This is a genomic window from Tessaracoccus sp. SD287 (assembly GCF_017355265.1).
Taxonomy (GTDB): domain Bacteria; phylum Actinomycetota; class Actinomycetes; order Propionibacteriales; family Propionibacteriaceae; genus Aestuariimicrobium.
Map to the genome: position 1 here is coordinate 22,119 of NZ_JADIJQ010000019.1, position 21,145 is coordinate 43,263.

A 21,145-nucleotide genomic window follows, 5' to 3' on the forward strand; every position below is an offset into this window, starting at 1 on the left:
GTCGTCATAGCCAGAGGGGGTCGAGATGTTCGGATCGCAACGGGTCGCCCCCGACGACTGGTCGACGCCGACCTGGGAGGAACTGGTCCGTGACCACTCCGACATGGTCTACCGGGTGGCCGTGCGGCTGACCGGCAACGCGCCCGACGCCGAGGACCTCACCCAGGAGGTGTTCATCCGGGCGTTCAAGTCGATCCACAAGTTCGAGCCCGGCACCCTCAACGGGTGGTTGCACCGCATCACCACCAATCTCTTCCTCGACTCGGCCCGCCGGACGCGTCGGCTGCGCTTCGACCCGATGGCCGAGGCCCAGGAGCGCGTGCCCTCGGCCGAGCGTGGGCCCGCGGAGTCGATGATCGACACCTCGCTCGACCACGACATTGTCCGCGCCCTGGCTGACCTGCCTCCCGACCAGCGTGTCGCCGTCGTGTTGTGCGACATCGAGGCCTTGAGCTACGACGAGATCGCGCAGATCCTGGACGTCAAGGTCGGGGCGGTGCGCAGCCGTATCCACCGCGGACGTGAAGGTCTGCGCCGCAGTCTGGCCCACCGCCGACCCGCCGACGGCCACACCTACGTGCAGGGCGCCCCCGACGAACTGCCGGGGCAGGCGCGTGAACTGCAGCCCGACCCCCACCTGGACCAGGTGTTGAAGCGATGATCCACCGCGACAGTCTGGGGGTGGAGTGCCGCGCGGTTCGTGACCGCCTCAACGTGCTGATCGACGGTGTGGCCTCCGATGAGGACAGCGCCCGGATCGGCGACCACCTGGATCGCTGCGATCCGTGCCGCGAAGCGGCCGACCAGTTGCGCACCGTGGTCAACCGACTCAAGGATGTCCACCCGGCCGCGGCCGCGACCGCCGACCTGTCGGCACGACTGGCGGCGATCGCCGGCGGTGACGCCCGTGAACCCTTGTGGTTGGCCCCCCAGGGCGACGGCACCCTGCCCAGCCCCCGCCGTCGTCGCAACCGCAGCCTGGTCACCGGGTCGGTGGCGCTGATGGCCTGCGTGGGCATGTTGTTCGGGCTGGGGCTGTTGCTGGCGCCCTCGGTCGACGAGGTCGCCGACGCCCGCACCACCGCCAACCGCGAGTTCGACCTGTCGCTGGGCATCGGTGCCGGGGCCCAGGCCGTGAACGCGGTGATGGCCTCGGCCCAGGGCGGACGGCTCAGCCCCACCGCCACGATCGAGCGTCCCGGGGTGATGACCGCCATGGACTGGCGCGTGGTCAGTGAGGCCCGCGCCCTGGAACTTGTGCTGGGATCGGTCGACCCCAAGGTGGGCTATGTCGGGTTCCAGCGGGTGACACTGTCCGGTGACTCGGGCTACGTCACCGCCAACGTCCGGGTGGCGCAGCAGCCGGGTTCGGCGCTGAGCGTGGCCGTGCACGACGAGTCCGGCCAACTGATCAACTCCGGCTTGCTGCCGGCCCGCCAGTCCGACGTGGTCAGCACCCTGCCACCCAGTGCGGTGCGCTTCCGGGTCACCAGCGGCGGCACCATCGCCGGCCAGCCGGCCACCCTGCTCGAGGCCAAGCGTGATGACCGGTCGCTGGTGGCGCGCTGGTGGCTGGCACCCGAACTGGGCCTGGTGCTGTGGAACGAGACCTTTGACTCCAGCGGCACCCTGGTGCGCTCGTCAGGGTTCACCGACCTGCAGTTCACCAGCCACCCGCCCGAGGGCATCAACCCGGTGCCTCTGCGGCTCAGCCGGGCGCCGGCCGAGGTGGGTACCGCCACCCGCCAGATGTGCACCGGCGGCTTCAACTGTGCCTCCTCATTGGCCGGTTTCCGGCTGCTGTCGATGAGTTCCGACTCCCCGATCAACCCCACGGTGATCCACGCCGTCTACGAGAAGGACGGGGTCTGCGTCACCGTGCTGCAGCAGCGTGGACGGCTGTCGACGGCGGCATCGTCTGGTCAGCAGGGCCGTGAGTTCGGCGTCAGCGCCGACCGCTCCCTGGTCACCTGGCAGTCGGGCAGCGTGGTGTACACCGTCACCACCAACGCCGGCCCCTCGGTCGCCGAGGTGGTCGCCGCCCAGTTGCCGCACGAGCCGGCGGCCAGCCAGCACCCCGTGCGCAGGTCACTGTCCGGTCTCGCTCGTCTCGTCGGCCTCGGGCCGCGCTGACCCGGCGGTCAACAGGAAGCTATGGTGTGAGTCGTGGACCTCGGCATTGGTGAAATCGGGATGTTGCTCATTCTGGGCGTTGTCATGTTCGGACCCGAGCGAATCCCGCCGCTGGCACGCAAGGCAGCCAAGATCATTCACTTCCTGCGCAACATCGCCAACGACGCGACCAGCCAACTGCGCAATGAGCTGGGGCCCGAGTACAAGGACCTCAGCATCGCCGACCTGAACCCCAAGACGTTCATCGCCAAGCACCTGCTGGGTGACCTGCAGGACGACCTGAACGAGATCAAGGAAGACCTCGGGTCGATCAAGAAGGACTTCGAGGCCGAGGGCAAGGACCTGATCGAGATCGAGAGCGCGCTGCGCACCACCGACGACGCGCTGGCGACCACCAGCGCGCCGTCCTCGGTGGGCAACTACTGGACGGCGGCGCCCTACGACCTCGAGGCGACCTGATCGTCCCCTACTGATCGTCTCGGCAAGGTCGATCAGGCAGGGTTCAGGTCGAGCCGCACCTTCTTGAGGTCGAAGTCACGGGGCCGCGCGTCAATCGCTTGGGCGAAGGCGAACAGGGCCTGGGCCGACGGGTGCTGCGGGTGGCTCTCGACGATCGGGATGCCCGCATCGCCACCCTCGCGCAGTTCCAGGTCCATCGGGATCTGGCCGAGCAACGGCACCTCGTAGCCGAGGCGCTCGGTCAGCACCGAAGCGACCTTCTCGCCACCGCCGCTGCCGAACAGTTCGACCTTGTGGGTCTCGTGGCAGTGGGGACAGGTGGTCTCGAACCAGGACATGTTCTCGACGACGCCGATGACCTTCTGCTGCATGATGCCGGCCATGGTGCCCGCACGCTCGGCCACCTCGGCGGCGGCGTCCTGCGGGGTGGTCACCACGACGACCCACGAGTTGGGGATCTTCTGGCCGAGGCTCATCGCCACGTCACCGGTGCCCGGTGGCAGGTCGAGGATCAGGTAGTCCAGGTCACCCCAGTAGACGTCGGCCAGCAGCTGGGTCAGCGCCCGGTCGAGGATCGGGCCGCGCCAGGCGATGACCTGGTCGCGGCTGGGCTTGAGCATGCCGACGCTGATCACCTTCAACTCGCCCGCGGGGACGGGCATGATCATGTCGTCGACGGGGGTCGGACGGGCGTCGCCAAGACCCAGCATGTCGGGAATGGAGTGGCCGTAGATGTCGGCGTCCAACAGGCCCACCTTCCGGCCCTGGGCGGCCAGCGCCTTGGCCAGGTTGACGGTCACCGACGACTTGCCGACACCGCCCTTGCCGGAGGCGATGGCGATGACCTTGGTCAGGTTGCCCGGCTTGCCGAAGGGGATCTCACGCTCGACGACCCCGCCGCGCAGCAGCGTCTTGAGCGCCTTGCGCTCGTCGTCGTCCATCACGCCGAGGTCGACCTGCACCTCGGAGATGCCCTCGACGGCCGAGACGGCCTTGGTCACCTCGACCCGCAGGGGACCCTTGAGCGGGCAGCCCTCGGTGGTCAGCTTGATGTGGACCCGGGCGCGGCCGTTGTCATCAACGGCAATGTCGCCCACCATGCCCAGTTCTGTGATCGGACGCTTGATCTCGGGGTCGTCCACCTCGTGGAGCGCAGCACGGATCTTGGGCAACAGCGGATGCTCGACAGTCATGGCTCTTCTCTAGAACAGGTGATGGCGTACTTTCAACCTAGTGGACGCCGCCAAGCCCGACGAATGCGGGTCGGGCTCAGCGGTCCTCGACGCGCTTGTCGAGGTCGGCGACCAGCTCGCGCAGCTCGGCGCGCACCTCGCTGCGGATGTAGTCCCGGGTGGCCAGTTCGTTGACGCTCATCCGCAGGCTGGCAATCTCGCGGGCCAGGAAGTCCATGTCGGCACGCGACTGCTGGGCGACCCGGCGGTCCTCCTCGAGCCCGAGCCGGTCGCGGGACTCCTGCCGGTTCTGGGCCAGCAGGATCAGTGGGGCCGAGTACGAGGCCTGCGTCGAAAACGCCAGGTTGAGCAGGATGAACGGGTAGGGGTCCCACGCGTAGCCGAACAGTCCGATGACGTTCAGGGTGATCCACACGATCACGAAGATCGTCATCCACAGCAAGAAGGTGGGCGTGCCCATGAAGCGGGCCACCCACTCGGCGAAACTGCCGAAGCTCTCGCTGCCGAACGACGGCCGGCGCCACCGGAAACCGGCGCGCTGGACGGGCTGGTCGAGGCGCACCTCGTCGTTGCGGATCTCAGCCATTGCTCACCTCATCGGGGTCGGTGCCGTCCATCTGGTCGCCGCGCCAGTCCTCGGGCAGCATGTGGTCGAGCACGTCGTCGACGGTGATCGCGCCGATCAGGCGCTGGCTCTCGTCCACGACCGGCGCCACGACGAGGTTGTAGGTCGCGAAGTAGCGGCTGATCTCGGCCAGGGTCTGGTGGGGACTCAGCGGTTCCAGCCCGCCGTCGACCATGCCCACCACGGGCACCGAGGGCGGCTCGCGCAGCAGGCGCTGCACGTGCACGGCACCGATGTAGCGGCCCGACGGGACGTCAAGGGGTGAGCGGCAGACGAAGACCATGGACGCCAGCGCCGGTGTCAGTTCCTCCAACCGCACCCGCGCCAGCGCGTCGGCGACGGTGGAGTCAACCCCCAGGATCACCGGCTCAGGGGTCATCATGGCGCCAGCGGTGGACTCCTGGTAGACGAGCAGGTTCCGCACGTCGCGGGCCTCCTCGGGCTCCATCCGCTGCAGCAGGTCCTCGGCGACCTCGACGGGCAGTTCGCGGATGAGGTCGGCGGCGTCGTCGGGGTCCATCTCCTCGAGGATGTCGGCAGCGCGTTCCGTGTCCAGGGTCTGCAGCAGGCTGACCTGCTCGTCCTCGGGCAGTTCCTCCAGGGCGCTGGCCAGCTGTTCGTCGTCCAGTGCATGCGCGATCTCGAGTCGCCGGTCGGGCAGCATGTCATGCAGCTCCCGGGCGACGTCGGCGGCCTTCATCTCCGACATCTGCGCCAGTACCTGACGGGTGTCCTGGTCGACCGATCCACTGATGGCAGGCCCCACCTCGGCCCAGGGCAGGGTGTAGGTGTGGCGTCGGCGACCCAGGCGCAGGCTCCCGCTGCGTGCCTCGGACAGGGCCACCTCGTCGAGTTCCCACTCCATGTTGCGGACCTTCCGGAAGGACACGTCGTGGATGACCGCCCGGGTGCCGTCGGGGCGCTCGATCACGCGGTCGAAGAGGTCCTCGATGACCAGCGTCTCGGCCTCGCGCCGGATGAACCTGCGGGTGTCGACGGCGCCGCTGATGGCGACCTGGGTCGGGTCGATGGCATGGACCCGCATCATCGGGATGAAGATGCGCTTGCGGGCGAACAGTTCCACCACCAGACCGCGGCATTTGGGTGCCCGGCGTCCCGAACGTTCCTGGACGACCACGTCGCGGACCTTGCCGACGGGGTCACCGAAGCTGTCCAGCACGGGCATACCCTGCAATCGTGCGACGAAGACCGAGGAAGTGTTCACGACCGAAATCTATTGCATGGCCACCCGTGGCGGTGGAGTCGTGGACTCCTAGGCTGGGGGCATGGCCCCCACTGCACGCGCCCGCCGCACCGTCCTCGCCGTCCCCGGTTCCAGCGACCGATTCATCGCCAAGGCACGGTCGGTGGCAGCCGACTGCATCTTCCTCGATCTGGAGGACGCGGTGGCGCCCGCCGAGAAGCAGAGCGCTCGGGACAAGGTCGTCGACGCCCTGACCAGCGGGGGCACCTGGCAACCCGGCACCGTGACCGTGCGGGTCAACGACTGGACGACGCCGTGGACGACCCAGGACGTCTGGCAGGTCGTCACCGCCGCCGGTGCCCACGTCGATGCCCTGGTGCTGCCCAAGGCGAGCTCCGCCGACCACGTCCGCGCCCTCGACCTGGTCCTCACCCAGGCCGAGCAGGCGGCCGGTCTGCCGGTCGGCCGGATCGGCATCGAGATCCAGATCGAGGACGCCGCCGGCCTGCTGCACGTCGCCGAGATCGCCGCGGCCAGCCCCCGCGCTGAGTCGCTGGTCTTCGGGCCCGGTGACTACATGGCCTCGATGGGCATGGCCAGCCTGTCGGTCGGGGCCGGCATCGACGGCTACCCGGGTGACCACTTCCACCACGTGCTGTCCACCATCCTGGTCGCTGCCCGCGCCCACGGGCTGGCCGCCGTCGACGGACCCTACGTGGCCATCAGAGACCTGGACGGTTTCGGTGCTGCTGCCCGTCGGGCCGCCGCCCTGGGCTACGACGGCAAGTGGGTGATCCACCCCAGCCAGATCGAGGTCGGCAACGAGGTGTTCAGCCCCGACCCGGCCAACCTGCAACGGGCCCGGCGCATCATCGACGCCTACGCCGAGGCCACCGAGCGGTCCCGGGGAGCGGTGGGGGCCATCGTGGTGGACGGCGAAATGGTGGACGAGGCCGGCGTCAAGCTCGCCCGAGCAACCCTGGCCCGTGGGGGCCGCAACTAGAGTGGCAGGGGTAGGGCCGATCCACAGGCCCCGTCGCACGGAAGGTGACCATGTCCATTCAGAATCCTGAAACCCAAGACCTGGGCAAGGCGTTGATGCTGGAGTACCCCCAGTCGATCGCCGTCTACGACACCTACCCCGAGGCCCAGCAAGCGGTCGACTACCTGGCCGACAACGAGTTCCCGGTCAACATGCTGGTCATCGTCGGCACCGACCTGAAGACCATCGAACGGGTCATCGGACGCAAGACCTGGGCCAATGTGATGGGGGCGGGGGCGCTGTCGGGGATCTTCATGGGTCTGCTCGTCGGTCTGATGCTGGGCATCTTCGTGCCCGGCACCTGGTTCAGCATGCTGCTGGCCGGCCTGGTCTTCGGTGTCGCCTTCGGCATGATCAATGCGGCGATCAGTTACGGCATGAGCCGCGGCAAGCGTGACTTCAACTCGGTGCGCCAGACCATCGCCAGCAAGTACGAGGTGCTGGGCGAGCACAAGGTGACCCAGCAGGCTCGCCAGATGCTGATGCAGGCCCCCGGCGAACGTCGCCGCCAGTTCCAGGGCGGCAGCAGCGGGGTCGTCAACACCCCGCTGGGCGGCCAGCAGGCCCCCACCCAGCAGCCCCCGATGAACCCGCCCGTCGGGTGAGCGCCGCCCCGGCGGGCGACACCGCGGCCTTCTGGGATGCCCGCTACCAGCACCCCAACCACGTCTACGGCTACAAGCCCAATGACTTCCTCAAGGCGAACGAGATCATGCTGCGACGCGGCTCACGGGTGCTGTGCCTGGGTGACGGGGAGGGCCGCAACGGCGTCTGGCTGGCCGAACGCGGACACCGTGTGACCACCGTGGACATCTCGGGGGTCGGCGTCGCCAAGGCCCGCGCCCTGGCCGCCGAGCGCGGCGTCCAGGTCGACGCCCAGGTCGACGACCTGACCCAGTGGGTGCACCGCGAGGCAGCCCGGGGCCCGTGGGACGCGGTGGTGTCGATCTTCTGCCACCTGCCGTCCGCGACGCGTCCCGGCATCTGCCAGGCCCTGGTCGGGGCCATGGCCCACGGGGGGAAGCTGGTACTGGAGGCCTACACCCCCGCGCAGCGCCAGCTCGGCACCGGCGGTCCCACCGACGAGGACTTGCTGTTGACCCGCGACCGGGTGCTCAGTGACTGGAAGGGGCTGGTGCTGGACGCGCACCTGGTCGAGAGACGCATCTTCGAGGGGATGGCCCACCAGGGCTTGTCGAGCGTGGTGCAGGTGCTCGGTCAGAAGCCCTGAGGTGGGTCACAACCACCTGTTGCGGCGGAAGACCAGGTAGAGCCCCACCATGATGGCGGCCATCGCTGCCAGCACCACGAAGTAGGAGTACCGGTAGTGAAGTTCGGGCATGTGGTCGAAGTTCATGCCGTAGATGGCGCCGACCAGGGTCGGCACCGCCAGGATCGCCACCGCCGCCGAGATCTTGCGCATGTCCTGGTTGTCCTTGACGCTCAGCCGTGCCAAACCCGCCTGCAGCAGGTTGGTCAGCACCTCGTCGAAGGAGGCCACAGCCTCACGGGCCTCGGTGTGGTGGTCGGCGACCTCGCGGAAGTAGGCGCGGAAGTGCTCGGGAATCTGGGGGATGTCGCGGCTGGCCAGCAGGTTCAGCGGCAGGGCCAACGGTGAGACGTTGCGGCGGAACTCGATCACCTCGCGCTTGAGTTCGTAGACCTTGGACAGGTGCAGGGTGCCCGCTGGGGAGAAGACTTCCTCCTCGAGCTCGTCCAGGTCCTCCTCGATCTCGGCCACCATCTGCATGTAGTCGTCGACCACCCGGTCGTAGACGGAGTAGAGGACGACATGCGGCCCGTTGGCCAGGAACTGGGGGCGTCGCTCCAGGTCTTCGCGCATCGTCCGCAGCGGGGACTGCTCACCACGGCGCACCGTCATGATGAAGTTCGGACCCATGAAGACCATGATCTGGCCGGTGGAGACCACCTCGGCGGTATCAGTGGCCGTGCTCGGCTCGAGGTAGGCGACGGTGCTCATCACGGCGAAGACGGTGTCCCCGAAGAACTCCAGCTTCGAGCGGGTGTGGCCCTCGACCGCGTCCTCGATGGCCAACGGGTGCAGGTCGAACTGGTTCGCGAACTGGGTCATGTCCTCGTTGGTGGGGTCCTTCAACCCCAGCCAGACGAAGCCGTCACCGACCTTGGCGCGTTCGGCGGCGACGTGCAGGTCGTCCTCGCGCTGGCGTTCGCCCTCCACGTACCAGCCCCACGCGACCACCGAGTCCGGGGTGGTGTGCCACTCGGTGGTGCGGCGGGTGCCGGCCTGGTGGGTGGGCAGCTTGCGAGCCATCAGCCCTGCCGCGGCAACAGGGTTGCCATCCAGGCCTCGACCTCGTCGGCCCTGCGCGGCAACTTGTCGGACAGGATGCGGCAGCCGTCGGCGGTGATGACGATGTCGTCCTCAATGCGCACCCCGATGCCCTTGAGCTCGTCCGGCACGAGCAGGTCGGTGGCCTTGAAGTAGAGGCCCGGTTCCACGGTGATCACCATGCCCTCGACGAGCACCCCGTCGCGGTAGTTCTCGCTGCGGGCCTGGGCGCAGTCGTGGACGTCGAGACCCAGGTGGTGGCTGGTGCCGTGCACCATCCAGCGGCGGTGCTGGCCACCGTCGGGTCCGAGCGACTCCTCGGGGGTGACCGGCAGCAGACCCCACTCGTGCAGACGGTGGGCGATCACCTCGATGGCTGCGGCATGCACCTCCTTGAAGGTGGTGCCCGGCCTGGCGACGGCCAGGGCCGCCTCCTGGGCCTCCAGGACGACGTCGTAGACCTTGCGCTGGGCCTCGGTGAAGCGTCCGTTGACGGGCAGGGTGCGGGTGATGTCGGCGGTGTAGAGGCTGTTGACCTCGACGCCGGCGTCCATCAGCAGCAGGTCGCCGTCCTTGAGGTCGCCGTCGTTGCGCACCCAGTGCAGGGTGTTGGCGTGGTCGGCGCCGGCGGCGATCGTCTCGTAGCCGACCGCATTGCCGTGGTGGCGGGCGTACAGGCCGAAGATGCCCTCGACCCAGCGTTCGCCTCGGCCCCGACGAATCGCCTCCCGCAGGTCACGCACGACGGCCTCGAAGCCCTCGGCGGTGGCGTCGCAGGCCAGCTGCATCTGCTCGATCTCGAAGGCGTCCTTGACCAGGCGCTGTTCGGAGGCGAAGACCGCCAGTTCGGTGTCAAGCGCCTCCTGGTCGCTGAGCCCGGCGGCGGCGCGCAGGGCGTCGACGGTGGCGGCCACGTTGGCGTCGGCGCTGCGCAGCACCCGCACACGGGTGGAGTCGATGTTCTTGGCCAGGTGCTCGTCGAGCTGGCTGATGGGGGCGCAGCTGAAGCCCACCATGGCCGACATCTCGTCGAGGGACTCACGCTGCCCCACCCACATCTCTCCGTAGCGGGCGTCGGCGTAGAACTCCTGGTCGGTGCGCGGGGCGCGGGGGGTGAAATACAGGGTGGGGGCGTGGGTGCCCCCGTCCACCGGCTCCAGGACCAGCACGGCGTCAGGCTCGCGGTCCTCGCCCAGACCGGAGTAGTAGGCGAAGGCAGTGTCGGGGCGGTAGGGGAAGTCGGTGTCGTTGGCGCGCACCTTCAACCCGCCGGCGGGCAGCACGATGCGATCGTCCGGGAAGGCGGCACCCAGCGCGGCCCGGCGGGCCGGCGTCCACGAACTGGTGGGCAGGGGAGCGGGCAGTTCGGCGGAGTACGGCGCCCAACCGGTGGGGATGAAGTCGCGGAACGCCTGGGAGAACGGGTTCTGGCGGTTCGGCAGCGGCTTGTCGGCTTCGTCCTGGGGCTGGGTGGTCTCGCTCATCGAGCATGCTCCTGTCGGGTAGGTCACCGGCCATCATAGGGTCGCAGTCATGAATGTGGTTGAGCGGTTGGCGTTGTCCGACCTGTCCGGGTTGTTGCAGCGTCTGGGCATCGACGAGGTGGACCGGGGGCCGATCGTGGCGCTGGTGACCCGGGTGCTCGACGACCCTGCCCTGGTGGCGGAGGTGGAGCGGCTGACCGGACTGCTGAGCCCGTTCGTGGGGCAGTGGCGCGACACGTGGGCTCGGCCGGGGTTCACCATGGACGACGAACGCGAGGGTCTGATGGTCGGCGGGCTGCCGCTGTGCGCGCTGCTGGCGACCGCGGTGGACGTCCACCAGCACCACCTGACCCGGGGCATCCCCGCCGACGTCAGTTGGGCCTCGATGGCCGACCTGGGCCAGCAGGTCACCAAGCACCGGCTCGTCCGCGGGGCCACGGGGCTGACCCAGGCGAACTGGGCGCGCAACGTGTGGGCCGGGGACTTCATCCGGCTGGGACGGCTGCAGTTCGAGCTGTACGTCGCGGACGTGGGGGGCGGGCCGCAGGTGGTGCTGAACACCCACATTCCCGGCGACGGGTCAATGGCGCCGGAGGCGGTGTCGCAGTCCCTGGACGCGGCAGCCACCTTCTATGCCCGACACTTCCCCGACCAGATCGAGGGCGGGGTCGACTGGCTGTACTGCCAGTCGTGGCTGCTCGACCCGGCCCTGGTCGAGTTGTTGCCCGGCAGCAACATTGCCGCCTTCGCCGCACGCTGGCAGGTCACCGGCGGGATCGACAAGGACCGCGACGGCTACTACTTCGTCTTCAACATCGAACCCGACGCCGCTCGCGTGCTGCCCGACCGTCTGGACGAGTTGCCCCAGCGGACCTCGCTGGAGCGGGCGCTGGTGTCGCACTGGCGCGCGGGCAAGCACCTGCGGCAGGCGCAGGGACGCATCGCTGCGCGGTAGAGTCGGGCTCCACAAGTCCATCCAAGGAGGGTCTCATGCAGGCTTCACCCGAAGACCAGTTGCGCCTGCTCGTGCTGGCCGACGCCGACGTCGCGATCGCGCGGGCCAAGCATCGTCGTGCCACCCTTCCCGAACTGGCCGAACTGCGTGAGCTCGGCGCCCAGCGCAATGCCGTCACCCAGGAACTGGTCGCCGCCGAGACGGCGCTCAGCGACCTGCAGGAGGAGCAGCAGCGCCTCGAGGTCGACCTCGAACCGGCGCGGGCGCGGCTGGTCCGCAACCAGGCCAAGGTGGATGCCGGGCAGATCAGCGACCCGAAGGCGCTGCGCTCGATGGTGGACGAACTGGAGCACCTGCGGGGACGCATCACCAAGCTCGAGGACGACGAGTTGGAGCTGATGCAGCAGATCGAGGACGCCACCCGGGTCCGCGACGAGATCGCCGCGCGTCGCGGCGGCATCGACAGCCAGGGTCGTGCCCTGATCGCCAGCCGTGACGCAAGCTTTGCCGAGATTGACGCCGAGCTCGAGGAGTTGGGCAGCGACCGGGCGGCGCACGCCCACGTCGTGCCCGGCGAACTGCTCGCCCTGTACGAGAAGATCGGGGCCAAGGCCGGCACCGGGGCCGCGAAGCTGACTGATGGCCGCTGCATGGGCTGCCACGTCGAGGCGAATGCCTCCGATCTGCGCCAGTACTCTGCCGCGCCGCCCAGTCAGGTCATAAGGTGCGAGGAGTGCGGTCGCATCCTGGTCCGCTGATCGAACGAGCCCCGCACGAGAGGACCAGCCCATGCCGTCAGTTGCGTTCCGGATCTCCCCGGACCTGCCCGAGCCGCTGAGGGCTGCGTTCGACCGCCTGCATGACGAACTGGATGTTCCTGACGAGTACCCGGCCCAGGTGTGGGCCGAGGTCGACCAGGTGGTGGCGCGCGGGTACGACACCTCACTGGGGCACGTCGACCTGACCGACATCCCCTTCGTGACGATCGACCCGCCGGACTCGATGGACCTGGACCAGGCGATGCACATTGCCCGATCCGGCGACGGGTACGTGGTGCACTACGCGATCGCCGACGTGGCGGCGTGGGTCCGGGCGGGTTCGGCCATCGATGCCGAGACCCACCGCCGAGGGCAGACCTTCTACGCCCCGCACACCCGCTACGGCCTGCATCCGCCGGTGTTGAGCGAGCAGGCGGCGAGTCTGCTGGCCGACGGGGTCGCTCGTCCGGCGCAGGTGTGGCGGATGACCCTGGACGCTGCCGGTGAGATCAGCGACGCCACCGTGATGCGCGGACTGGTGGGCAGCCGCGCCAAACTTGACTACGCCCGGGTGCAGGCGGACATCGATGCCGGCACTGCCGGCGAGACGCTGATGCTGCTCAAGCAGGTGGGCCAGTTGCGGCGCGCCGTCGAGGTGGCCCGCGGAGGTGTCAGCCTGAACCTGCCCGACCAGCAGGTCGACGTCGCCGAGGACGGCAGTTGGGAACTCGGCTACCGCGAGTCGCTGCCCGACGAGGACTGGAATGCGCAGATCTCGCTGATGACCGGCTTCAGCGCGGCCAAAATCATGCTGGACGCCGGGGTCGGCATCCTGCGCACCCTGCCGCCGCCCGAGAAGCGAACCATCGACGTGCTGCGCAAGGTGGCCCGGTCGCTGAGGTTGCCGTGGCCAGCCGAGCAGAGCTACGGCGACTTCGTCCGCTCGCTGGACCCGACGCAGCCCGCGGGGCAGGCCATGATGATGGCCTGCGTGCGACTGTTCCGCGGTGCCGGGTACACCGTGATCACCCCCGGACTCGGCCACGACGAGACCGTGCACGGGGCGCTGGCAGCCCAGTACGCCCACGTCACCGCACCGCTGCGCCGCCTGGTCGATCGCTACGTCGGTGAGATCTGCGTGGCCGTGTGCGCCGGTGAGCCGGTGCCCGAGTGGGTGCTGGAGGCGTTGCCGGACCTGCCGGAGACGATGGCCGAGTCGGACCGTCGCGCCAAGGCCTTTGAACGCGGCATCACCAACATGGTTGAGGCAATGGTGCTGCAGCGACGGGTGGGACAGCAGTTCGAGGGCGTGGTGGTCAGCGTCGATGAGCGCAACAAGTCCGAGGGCGTGGTGTCCTTGACCGACCCGGCGGTGGAGGCCCCGGTGAAGGGGCGCGGGGTCGTGCTGGGCGAGCGGATCACGGTGACGTTGCAGCGGGCGAGCGTGGCCGATGGCGAGGTGTCGTTCGTCACGTCCGCCCCTCGGTAAGGGCTGACCGCAGCCCGTCGGAACGTGCTGCAAGTTTTGTCAGAGGTCACCGCGAGAATGGGACATGGGTTCGATTCAAGCAGGAGGGTGACCATGGAGTTCAGCGTTGAACACGCCCGGGTCATGGTGGCGGAGGTGAGCGAGGCCGAGACGGCCGTGATGAGGGCAGAGGCGGAACGTTTCGCCAGCTACGCGCGGTTCGCCGATGCGTACCGGTACGTGCCCGAGGATGGTCCGGTGCTGGCTGGCACCGAGCGTCTGGTGCAGTGGGGTGGCGATGGTGTGCCCGGGGTGGCGGAGTTCTGCAGCCTGGAACTGGCTGCGGCGCTTCGGGTCAGCGAGGAGTCGGTGCGTCTCACCATTGGGGACGCACTGGCGGTGCGCCACCGACTGCCCAGCGTCTGGGCGAGGGTGATGGACGGCGGGTTCCGGGTGTGGCGGGCACGCGAGTTGGCCCGGGTCACCCACCAGTTGTCCTTTGACCAGGTCATTGCCCTTGACGCGGAGCTCGGGCCACTGTTGGTGACGATGTCCTATCGACGCCTGCTGAACCTGGTCAAGGGTCGGGTGATGCAGTTGCAGCCCGAGCGGGCGCAGACGGAGTACGAACAGTTGAAGGGCCAGTGCCAGGTCGTCTTCGACGAGTCGGCCGTCGGGTTCACCCGGGTCTGGGCGACCATTCCGGTTGCCGATGCGGTGATGCTGAAGGCGCAGGTCGCCCGGCTGGCGGGGATCATTGGCAGCCTTTCCGCGTCCTCGGACCCGGTGGCGGAAGCGCAGACGAAGGAGTCGTTGGCGATGCGCCATGCGCTGGCGCTGGGCGTGCTGGCGAACCCGGCGCTGGCGCTGCAGTTGATCCAGGCCTCGGTGCAGGGTGAGTTGCCCGACCTGGACCCCGAGTGCCCCGCCCGCGGGATGCGTGGCCACACCTGCGGCCGGGTCGACGTGGACCCCGAGAAGTTGCTGCCCCACGCCGACCTGGTGGTCCACCTGAGCGACCAGACCCTGCGCGAGGGTGTCGGGGTGGTGCGGGAGGAGAAGCTCGGGCCGCTGTTGGCGGGGTGGGTCAAGGACTTGGTCGGCCACACCCGGGTGCGGGTTCGTCCAGTACTGGACGCGGGTGGGATGGTGGCCACCGACGCCTACGAGTGCCCACCGCGGATGCGTGAGGCGGTCGAACTGCGCAATGGCTATGAGGTCTTCCCGTTCTCGCAGCGGCTGGCCAGGGGACTGGACCTCGACCACACCCAACCCTGGGCGTCGACACCGCCACCGCCACCGGCGGAGCCACCGACTCGGCCTGGGAATCTCGGGCCCCTGTCCAGGAAGGTCCACCGGGCGAAGACGCATGCGGGGTGGCAGCTCAGCCAGCCGTTGCCCGGGGTGTTCTGCTGGACCTCTCCGCTGGGGTTCGGCTATCTGGTGACGCCGTCCCAGTCGTGGATGACCCACGACCCGACCGGGCGGATCGCCCCCACTGCTGCCTGACAGCGGGCCAGATCAGGGGCCCGGGACCAGGACGGCGGTGAGTTCGCCGACACGCAGCGGTGCGTTGCCGGTGCGAGTGATGGGAATCGTGCCGGTGAGTCCGAGCGCCTGCCAGGTGACGTTCCACGTCGTGGTGGCGCGGATGACGTAGTCGCCCTTGTCCCGGTAGGTGTGGCCGCAGTCTGGCGAGGGCGGGGGAGGGGTGATGACCGGGGCCCGGGGAGTCATCGTCGTGCACACGAGGCTGGTGCCGTCGCCGAAGGTGATGGTGGTCGGTCCCTGGGTCGCGGTCATGGTGATGGCGATGCCCTGCTGCGTCGTGGTGGCGTTCAAGGTTTTCGGCTCGGTGGTCCAGATCCACACGGGGAAGCCGACCGGAATCATGTTCCACTCGTTGCGCGCCGGGTCGGGCCCGATGCTGATGGCGGGCGCCGGGAGTCGCAGGCTCAGTGCTGCCGTGCGAGCTGCACCCGGGATGTCGATCGGTCTGCCGCCGGCGTCAGTGGGGATGCAAGCAGCCGGGTTGTCGAAGGGAGTGAGACAGCCGATGGGCGGTCCTGGCGGGCCGGGGGCGACGGGTTGTCCCGGAGGCGGAGTTCGTTTAACCGGCGTTGCTATGACTGTCGGGACGGGAGTGCTTGAATCCCCCGCCCACTTGGCGCAGATGAGGGTTACTTTGCCGTCTTCACCGATGCCTTTGACCGGACGGATGCAACGCTTCTGTTCAGCGGGAGCAGAGAGCGGCAAGAATATCGCGACCATGACAACGAGAGCTGTACTGATTAAGCGTCGCACGTGCCCACCTCGTTGGCCTCGTTATAGGTGACACGGAGCCTTCCATCAACACCACGGCTAAACTCGGCACGATTCATCAACCACGCTTCAACAGGCACGCGTCGGCCATCCTTGTCGATGAGGACCGTCTCACTCCAGTCATCACAGAACTGCATCCCCAAGAGCGATGACGGTTCCTTAGTGTCCGTGAACACCTTGATCCGCTTCACCAGCGTCGCGCCCTCGACCCTGTGTCCTTGATCGTTCGTGCGTTTGAGCGACTCTGCGACAGCAGTGGCGTACACACCGCCAACGAAGCGCTTGAGCGGTTCCGGCAACGTTGCTGCTCCACCCTTGCTCTCATACTCGTCGATCAGTCGTTGTTGCTCCCGGTACACGAACTCCGCCTCCGCAGCCAATGCCGCGGTCTCCTCCGGAGTGGTCGGCCGAGCGGTGACCACCATCGACGGGCTCGGGGTCGGCGTTGCGGATGCAGTCGGCGACGCGCTGGGCGACGCAGTCGTGGACACCGTCGGCGCTGCTGTGACGGACGGCGGGGGAGTGGTCGCGTCGTCCGAGGGCTGGCACCCGCTCAGCAGTGCCGCCGTGACCAGTCCAGCAACCATCCAGCCTCGCGCCGTCGACGCCGCGGTGGTAACAGAGTTTCCGGACACGGACTCATCCTCACCCACGAGTGGCCCATCTCCGAGCCCGTTGCGCAAATCTGTGGACAACTTCGGCGTAGACTGCGTGGTTGGACGAGTCGGCCAGATGATCGCGGTCACCACCCCCCGGGTGGTGGCTGAGGAAAGTCCGGACTCCACAGGGCAGGATGGTGGGTAACGCCCACCCGGGGTGACCCGCGGGACAGTGCCACAGAAAACAGACCGCCAACCACGGTTGGTAAGGGTGAAACGGTGGTGCAAGAGACCACCAGCACGCCAGGTGACTGGCGTGGCTCGGTAAACCCCATCCGGAGCAAGACCGAACAGGACGTGTTTGAGGGCGGCCCGCCTGAGCGTCCGGGTAGGTCGCACCGTGCGTGCACGGAAGGCCGTTGGCAACAGCGGTCGCAGATAGATGATCATCCTTCGACAAAATCCGGCTTATCGGCCGACTCGTCCTTCCACGCGAGCTCACCAGGGGCTGTGACAACGCCCCCACGGCCTCCTTCACACACCCGGGCCGCAGGATCTCCGAAGGCGCCCCACCGCCAACGTCGTCCAAAACCCCACTTTGGACCCCCAAACATCTTCGGTCTTCTGGTTGATGCTTTGACGAACCAGACTGGACCAGGGTCACGTGACCCCCTGCCCCGGCCTGTGCCCACGGCCACCGGAGCAGCCCACCCCCACACCAGGAGGTCCGGACGTGAAGCGTTCATCATCGGTCAGCCGTGCTGCCGCAGCCATTGTCACCACCCTCGCGCTGCTCGTCACCGGCTGCAGCGTCGACACCGGTTCGACCTCCGACAACGGCTCCGAGCTCGCGGGCAAGACCCTCACCGTCACCGCCTTCGCCGGTGCCTGGAGCGAGACCTTCTCCAAGGCCTTCGTCGAGCCCTTCGAGAAGCGCACCGGGGCCAAGGTCCAGTTCGTTCCCGGTGGCGGTTCGGAGTGGCTGACCAAGCTGCGCGCCGCCAACGGCCAGAACCCGCCCTACGACCTGGTCGCGCTCACCCCCGACCTCAGCGGCCAGGCTGCCCGCGCGAACGTGCTGGAACCCCTCGACACCAGCAAGATCAGCAACTGGAGCCAGCTCAGCCCGGTCCTGGTCGAGCATGCCGGCGTTGACGGCACCACCTTCGGTTTGCCGCTGACCACCGGTTCCACCGGGTTCGCCTACCGCAAGGACAAGATCGCGACCCCGCCGACCGACTGGTCCGACCTGCTCAAGCCCGAGTACTGCGGTCACGTCGGCCTGCCGCCGCTGTCCTACAACCCCGGCCTGGAACTGCTGGCCGGTCTGGCCAACGAGCAGGGCGGCAAGCTCGGCGACCCGGCCGCCAACAAGAAGGCCATGGACACCCTCGCCAAGCTCAAGAACTGCGTCTCGACCTACCCCGCCGACTCCGGTGCCATGCAGACCGCGCTGCAGAACGGTGACGCCTGGATCGTCCCGTGGTGGGACGGCCGCGCCTTCGCCATGGAGCAGAACGGCGTCGACATTGGTTTCGTCTACCCCGAGTCGGGTGCTGTCGGCGCGCTGACCTCGTACTACCTGGCCAAGGGGTCGGCGAACTCCGACCTGGCTTATGAGTTCCTCTCCGAACTGAGCAAGCCCGAGAACATGAAGGTCTTCGCCGAGGGCACCTGGTACGCCGCCTCCAACACCACCATCACCTACAGCGAGACCTTCGCCAGCCGCATCAAGTACGGCAACGACGTCTACGAGAAGTTCGCGTGGATCGACTACCCGACCGTTCTGCCCCAGCTGAATGGGCTGCAAAAGGACTGGAACGAGATTTTCGCGTGAGCGCTGGCCACGTCGCCGTCCGCAACCTGCAGGCCGGCTACGGGGACACCACGATCCTCGACCTCGACGCCTTGGACGTCCAGCCCGGGGAGTTCCTCTCCGTGCTGGGCCCCTCCGGCTGCGGCAAGACCACCCTGCTCAACGTCATCGCCGGCTTCGTCGATGCCCGACAGGGACAGGTCCTGGTGGACGGGCGCGACGTCACCGGGGAACCGGCGCACCGCCGCGACCTGGGTCTGGTCTTCCAGAGCTACGCCCTGTTCCCGCACCTGACCGTCGCCCAGAACGTCGCCTACGGCCTGGACGTCCGCAAGACGCCCAAGACCGAAGTGCGCCGCCGCGTCGCCGAAGTCCTGGAACTGGTCGACCTGGCCGCCTTCGCCGAACGTCGCCCGCGCCAACTGTCCGGCGGACAGCAGCAGCGGGTCGCCGTGGCCCGGGCCCTGGCCTACTCGCCCAGCGTCCTGCTGCTGGACGAACCGCTGTCGAACCTGGACGCGAAACTGCGCCGACAGATGCAGTTCGAGCTGCGGCGCATCCAGAAGGCCATCGGCACCACCATGATCTTCGTCACCCACGACCAGGACGAGGCGTTGACCATGTCCGACCGGGTGGCCCTGCTCAACGGCGGCAAGATCGAGCAGATCGGCACCCCCGAAGAGATCTACCGGCACCCCCGCACCGCCTTCGTGGCCGACTTCCTCGGCGCCGGCAACCTGATCACGGCCACCATCAGCGACGGCCGCGCCGTCACCGCCAGTGGCACCACCCTGCCGGTGGTCCCCGGCGGTGCCACCGGGCAGGTCACCGTGGTGCTGCGCCGCGAACAGATCACGCTGGCCGACCCCCACCAGGGCGGGGACGACGGGTTCCCCACGGGCGAGGTGACCATGCGCGCGTTCTCCGGCGGCACCTGGCACCTGCAGGTCCGTCTGGAAGGGACCGAGCAGCTGATCGCGGTCGAACTGGCCGATGCGGGTGCCGGGCGCACCCCACCCCAGGAGGGTGAGACGGTGCGCCTGGTCTGGGATCCGGCGGCCGTGGTGGTGATCAGCGAGTGAAGCAGCCGATCCGCACCCGCAGGCGGCTGCTGGAGGCACTGCCGTTGGCACCGGGCGGACTGTTCCTGCTGGCGCTGTTCGTGGTGCCGCTGGCCAGCCTGTTCCTGCTCAGCCTGCGCCCGGTCGACGGATTCTACGAGCCCCAAAGCGGGCTGACCATGGACAACTACCGGGCCGTGTTCGCCAGTTCCTACTTCCGCGACTCGTTGTTGTACACGATCAGGATGGCGCTGGTCGTCACGCTCCTGTGCGCGGTCCTCGCCTTCCCGGTGGCGTGGCTGCTGGCCCGCTCCACCTCCGCCACCTACCGGATGATCGCCACCATCGTGGTCGTCTCACCGCTGCTCACCAGCGTGGTCGTGCGATCCTTCGGCTGGCGTGCACTGCTGAGCGCCGAGGGCCTGTTCAACTCGATCATTACCGGGGTCGGACTGTCCGACCGTCCGATGAACCTGCTGTCAGGACCGGTGACGGTGGTGGTCGTGGTCACCCACGTGCTGCTTCCCTTTGCGGTGGTCACCCTGGCCACCTCGCTGGGACGCATCGATGACGCCCTGCTGCGCGCCAGCTCGTCCATGGGTGCCCGCCCGCTGGGCACCTTCGGCCGCGTCGTCCTGCCGCTGTCGGTCCCCGGACTGGTCAGCGGTGCCGTCATCGTCTTCTCACTCTCGATGGGCATCTACGTCACCCCGATGCTGGTCGGCGGCGCCAACCAGCCACTGGCCGGGCTGCGCGTCTACGACCAGGCCATGCGGGTGTTCAACCACCCCGGCGCCGCCGCGCTCAGCTTCGTCCTGTTCGCGATCTCGCTGGTGGTGATCCTGCTGCTCAGCGCAGCGGGTCGCACCTGGGACAGGAGGATCCATGACTAGTCCCACCACCGGTCCCACCCGCCGCCGCCGGCTGCGCCCCTTCGGTGATGGCTGGCTGGTCCGACTCAGCGGTCTGGCCGTCCTGGTCTTCCTGGCCCTGCCGCTGGTGGCCCTGGTCGGCAGCTCGGTCAATCCGACGCCGTTGGTGCAGTTCCCGCCCTCGGGCTTCTCGCTGCGCTGGTACCAGACGGTGCTGTCCAGCAACGAGTGGCTGGTCTCCATCCAGTTGTCGCTGCTGGTCGCCGCCCTGACCATCCCGACCGTGGTCGTGCTGGCCACCCTGGCGGCCTACGGCCTGCACCGCGGACGCCCCAAGCCGCTGCTGACCAGCTTCTTCATGTCCCCGTTGATCGTCTCGGAGGTGATGATCGGGCTGGGACTGCTGACCTACCTGCAGGGCTCCGGGGTGCTCAACACCATCACCGGCCTGTGGCTGGCCCACACCCTGGTCACCCTGCCGTTCGCGATCCGCACCGTCTCGATCAGCGTTCACGGCCTGGACCCGATGCTGGAACGCGCCGGGCAGAGCCTGGGCGCCGGTCCGCTGCGGGTCTTCTTCACCGTGACCCTGCCGCAGCTGCGTCCGGGCATCGTCGCCGGCGGCGTCTTCGCTGGCGTGCTGTCCCTGGGTGAGGTCGCCGTCTCGACCTTCGTCTCGGGACCCAACACCACCACCGTGCCGCTGCGCATCATGTCGGCCGTGCAGTTCGAACTCGACCCCTCGGCCGCAGCCGTCTCGACCCTGCTGATGGGCCTCAGCATCGCCGTGATGCTGCTGCTGTCGAAATGGGTCGACCTGTCCAAGGCATTCTGAAAGGAACA

General features: G+C 68.3%; 20 protein-coding genes, 1 other RNA gene and 1 pseudogene. 15 read left to right on the forward strand and 7 right to left on the reverse strand.

Annotated elements, in window-relative coordinates:
* The first annotated feature begins 25 nt into the window (after positions 1 to 25).
* From sigE to IPV09_RS09060, 3 genes are read left to right on the forward strand one after another with little or no spacing between them, the layout of a single operon-like run.
* On the forward strand, positions 26 to 661 hold the full coding sequence (gene sigE / locus IPV09_RS09050) for an RNA polymerase sigma factor SigE (RefSeq protein WP_207474917.1): 636 nt from the start codon (positions 26 to 28) through the stop codon (positions 659 to 661).
* Entirely contained in the window at positions 658 to 2,133 is a 1,476-nt protein-coding gene (locus tag IPV09_RS09055) for a zf-HC2 domain-containing protein (RefSeq protein ID WP_207474918.1), read from the forward strand. The genes sigE and IPV09_RS09055 overlap by 4 nt, the downstream gene beginning before the upstream one ends.
* Positions 2,134 to 2,166: 33 nt before the next feature.
* Entirely contained in the window at positions 2,167 to 2,592 is a 426-nt protein-coding gene (locus IPV09_RS09060; protein ID WP_370590265.1) for a sec-independent translocase, read from the forward strand.
* 32 nt (positions 2,593 to 2,624) lie between these two features.
* On the opposite strand, the gene IPV09_RS09065 is transcribed toward IPV09_RS09060, so the two are convergent.
* The 3 genes from IPV09_RS09065 to IPV09_RS09075 form a co-directional block, all read right to left on the reverse strand.
* Positions 2,625 to 3,785, reverse strand: a complete 1,161-nt coding sequence (locus IPV09_RS09065; protein ID WP_207474920.1) for an Mrp/NBP35 family ATP-binding protein — start codon at positions 3,783 to 3,785, stop codon at positions 2,625 to 2,627.
* A 76-nt stretch (positions 3,786 to 3,861) separates the two neighbouring features.
* Entirely contained in the window at positions 3,862 to 4,371 is a 510-nt protein-coding gene (locus IPV09_RS09070) for a DUF1003 domain-containing protein (protein WP_207474921.1), read from the reverse strand.
* The gene (locus tag IPV09_RS09075; protein WP_370590266.1) at positions 4,364 to 5,635 is read right to left on the reverse strand and encodes a magnesium transporter MgtE N-terminal domain-containing protein; all 1,272 of its coding nucleotides are present in this window, start codon (positions 5,633 to 5,635) and stop codon (positions 4,364 to 4,366) included. Before IPV09_RS09075 ends, IPV09_RS09070 begins: the two co-directional genes overlap by 8 nt.
* Before the next feature lie 61 nt (positions 5,636 to 5,696).
* Between IPV09_RS09075 and IPV09_RS09080 the strand changes: the two genes are divergently transcribed.
* The 3 genes and pseudogenes from IPV09_RS09080 to IPV09_RS09090 all read left to right on the forward strand — a co-directional run bounded on the left by IPV09_RS09080 (position 5,697) and on the right by IPV09_RS09090 (position 7,887).
* Entirely contained in the window at positions 5,697 to 6,617 is a 921-nt protein-coding gene (locus IPV09_RS09080; RefSeq protein WP_207474922.1) for a CoA ester lyase, read from the forward strand.
* A 50-nt stretch (positions 6,618 to 6,667) separates the two neighbouring features.
* Positions 6,668 to 7,177 (forward strand): annotated as a pseudogene (locus IPV09_RS09085) (general stress protein); the annotation flags it as partial.
* A gap of 80 nt (positions 7,178 to 7,257) precedes the next feature.
* A complete protein-coding gene (locus IPV09_RS09090) occupies positions 7,258 to 7,887 on the forward strand; it encodes a class I SAM-dependent methyltransferase (RefSeq protein WP_207474923.1) in 630 nt (209 codons plus the stop codon).
* 6 nt (positions 7,888 to 7,893) lie between these two features.
* Here the strand turns inward: IPV09_RS09090 and IPV09_RS09095 are convergent, their stop codons facing one another.
* Both IPV09_RS09095 and IPV09_RS09100 read right to left on the reverse strand, forming a co-directional pair.
* On the reverse strand, positions 7,894 to 8,949 hold the full coding sequence (locus tag IPV09_RS09095; RefSeq protein WP_207474924.1) for a magnesium and cobalt transport protein CorA: 1,056 nt from the start codon (positions 8,947 to 8,949) through the stop codon (positions 7,894 to 7,896).
* Positions 8,949 to 10,451, reverse strand: a complete 1,503-nt coding sequence (locus IPV09_RS09100) for an aminopeptidase P family protein (RefSeq protein ID WP_207474925.1) — start codon at positions 10,449 to 10,451, stop codon at positions 8,949 to 8,951. Before IPV09_RS09100 ends, IPV09_RS09095 begins: the two co-directional genes overlap by 1 nt.
* Before the next feature lie 49 nt (positions 10,452 to 10,500).
* Here IPV09_RS09100 and IPV09_RS09105 point away from each other — a divergent pair, with 49 nt between their 5' ends.
* The 4 genes from IPV09_RS09105 to IPV09_RS09120 all read left to right on the forward strand — a co-directional run bounded on the left by IPV09_RS09105 (position 10,501) and on the right by IPV09_RS09120 (position 15,141).
* Positions 10,501 to 11,406 carry an acyltransferase domain-containing protein gene (locus tag IPV09_RS09105; RefSeq protein WP_207474926.1) on the forward strand — a complete coding sequence of 302 codons (906 nt, stop codon included), beginning with the start codon at positions 10,501 to 10,503 and terminating at the stop codon, positions 11,404 to 11,406.
* Positions 11,407 to 11,441: 35 nt separating this feature from the next.
* On the forward strand, positions 11,442 to 12,164 hold the full coding sequence (locus IPV09_RS09110; protein WP_207474927.1) for a zinc ribbon domain-containing protein: 723 nt from the start codon (positions 11,442 to 11,444) through the stop codon (positions 12,162 to 12,164).
* Between the two features lie 31 nt (positions 12,165 to 12,195).
* Complete coding sequence (locus IPV09_RS14485; protein WP_207474928.1) at positions 12,196 to 13,653, forward strand: RNB domain-containing ribonuclease; 1,458 nt, start codon at positions 12,196 to 12,198, stop codon at positions 13,651 to 13,653.
* Between the two features lie 93 nt (positions 13,654 to 13,746).
* Entirely contained in the window at positions 13,747 to 15,141 is a 1,395-nt protein-coding gene (locus IPV09_RS09120) for a hypothetical protein (protein WP_207474929.1), read from the forward strand.
* 12 nt (positions 15,142 to 15,153) lie between these two features.
* Here IPV09_RS09120 and IPV09_RS09125 read toward each other — a convergent pair whose 3' ends face one another.
* Both IPV09_RS09125 and IPV09_RS09130 read right to left on the reverse strand, forming a co-directional pair.
* Positions 15,154 to 15,525: a hypothetical protein gene (locus IPV09_RS09125; RefSeq protein ID WP_207474930.1), complete on the reverse strand. Its 372-nt coding sequence runs from the start codon at positions 15,523 to 15,525 to the stop codon at positions 15,154 to 15,156.
* A gap of 398 nt (positions 15,526 to 15,923) precedes the next feature.
* The gene (locus IPV09_RS09130; RefSeq protein ID WP_207474931.1) at positions 15,924 to 16,589 is read right to left on the reverse strand and encodes a hypothetical protein; all 666 of its coding nucleotides are present in this window, start codon (positions 16,587 to 16,589) and stop codon (positions 15,924 to 15,926) included.
* An 85-nt stretch (positions 16,590 to 16,674) separates the two neighbouring features.
* On the opposite strand from IPV09_RS09130, the gene rnpB reads away from it, so the two are divergent.
* The 5 genes from rnpB to IPV09_RS09155 all read left to right on the forward strand — a co-directional run bounded on the left by rnpB (position 16,675) and on the right by IPV09_RS09155 (position 21,137).
* Positions 16,675 to 17,040, forward strand: an RNA gene (rnpB, locus tag IPV09_RS09135) — RNase P RNA component class A.
* A 246-nt stretch (positions 17,041 to 17,286) separates the two neighbouring features.
* Positions 17,287 to 18,390: an ABC transporter substrate-binding protein gene (locus IPV09_RS09140; protein WP_207474932.1), complete on the forward strand. Its 1,104-nt coding sequence runs from the start codon at positions 17,287 to 17,289 to the stop codon at positions 18,388 to 18,390.
* On the forward strand, positions 18,387 to 19,451 hold the full coding sequence (locus IPV09_RS09145) for an ABC transporter ATP-binding protein (protein WP_207474933.1): 1,065 nt from the start codon (positions 18,387 to 18,389) through the stop codon (positions 19,449 to 19,451). The genes IPV09_RS09140 and IPV09_RS09145 overlap by 4 nt, the downstream gene beginning before the upstream one ends.
* Positions 19,448 to 20,323, forward strand: coding sequence for an ABC transporter permease (locus IPV09_RS09150; RefSeq protein WP_207474934.1), 876 nt, complete (start codon positions 19,448 to 19,450; stop codon positions 20,321 to 20,323). Before IPV09_RS09145 ends, IPV09_RS09150 begins: the two co-directional genes overlap by 4 nt.
* The gene (locus IPV09_RS09155; RefSeq protein WP_207474935.1) at positions 20,316 to 21,137 is read left to right on the forward strand and encodes an ABC transporter permease; all 822 of its coding nucleotides are present in this window, start codon (positions 20,316 to 20,318) and stop codon (positions 21,135 to 21,137) included. The genes IPV09_RS09150 and IPV09_RS09155 overlap by 8 nt, the downstream gene beginning before the upstream one ends.
* Positions 21,138 to 21,145: the final 8 nt, after the last annotated feature.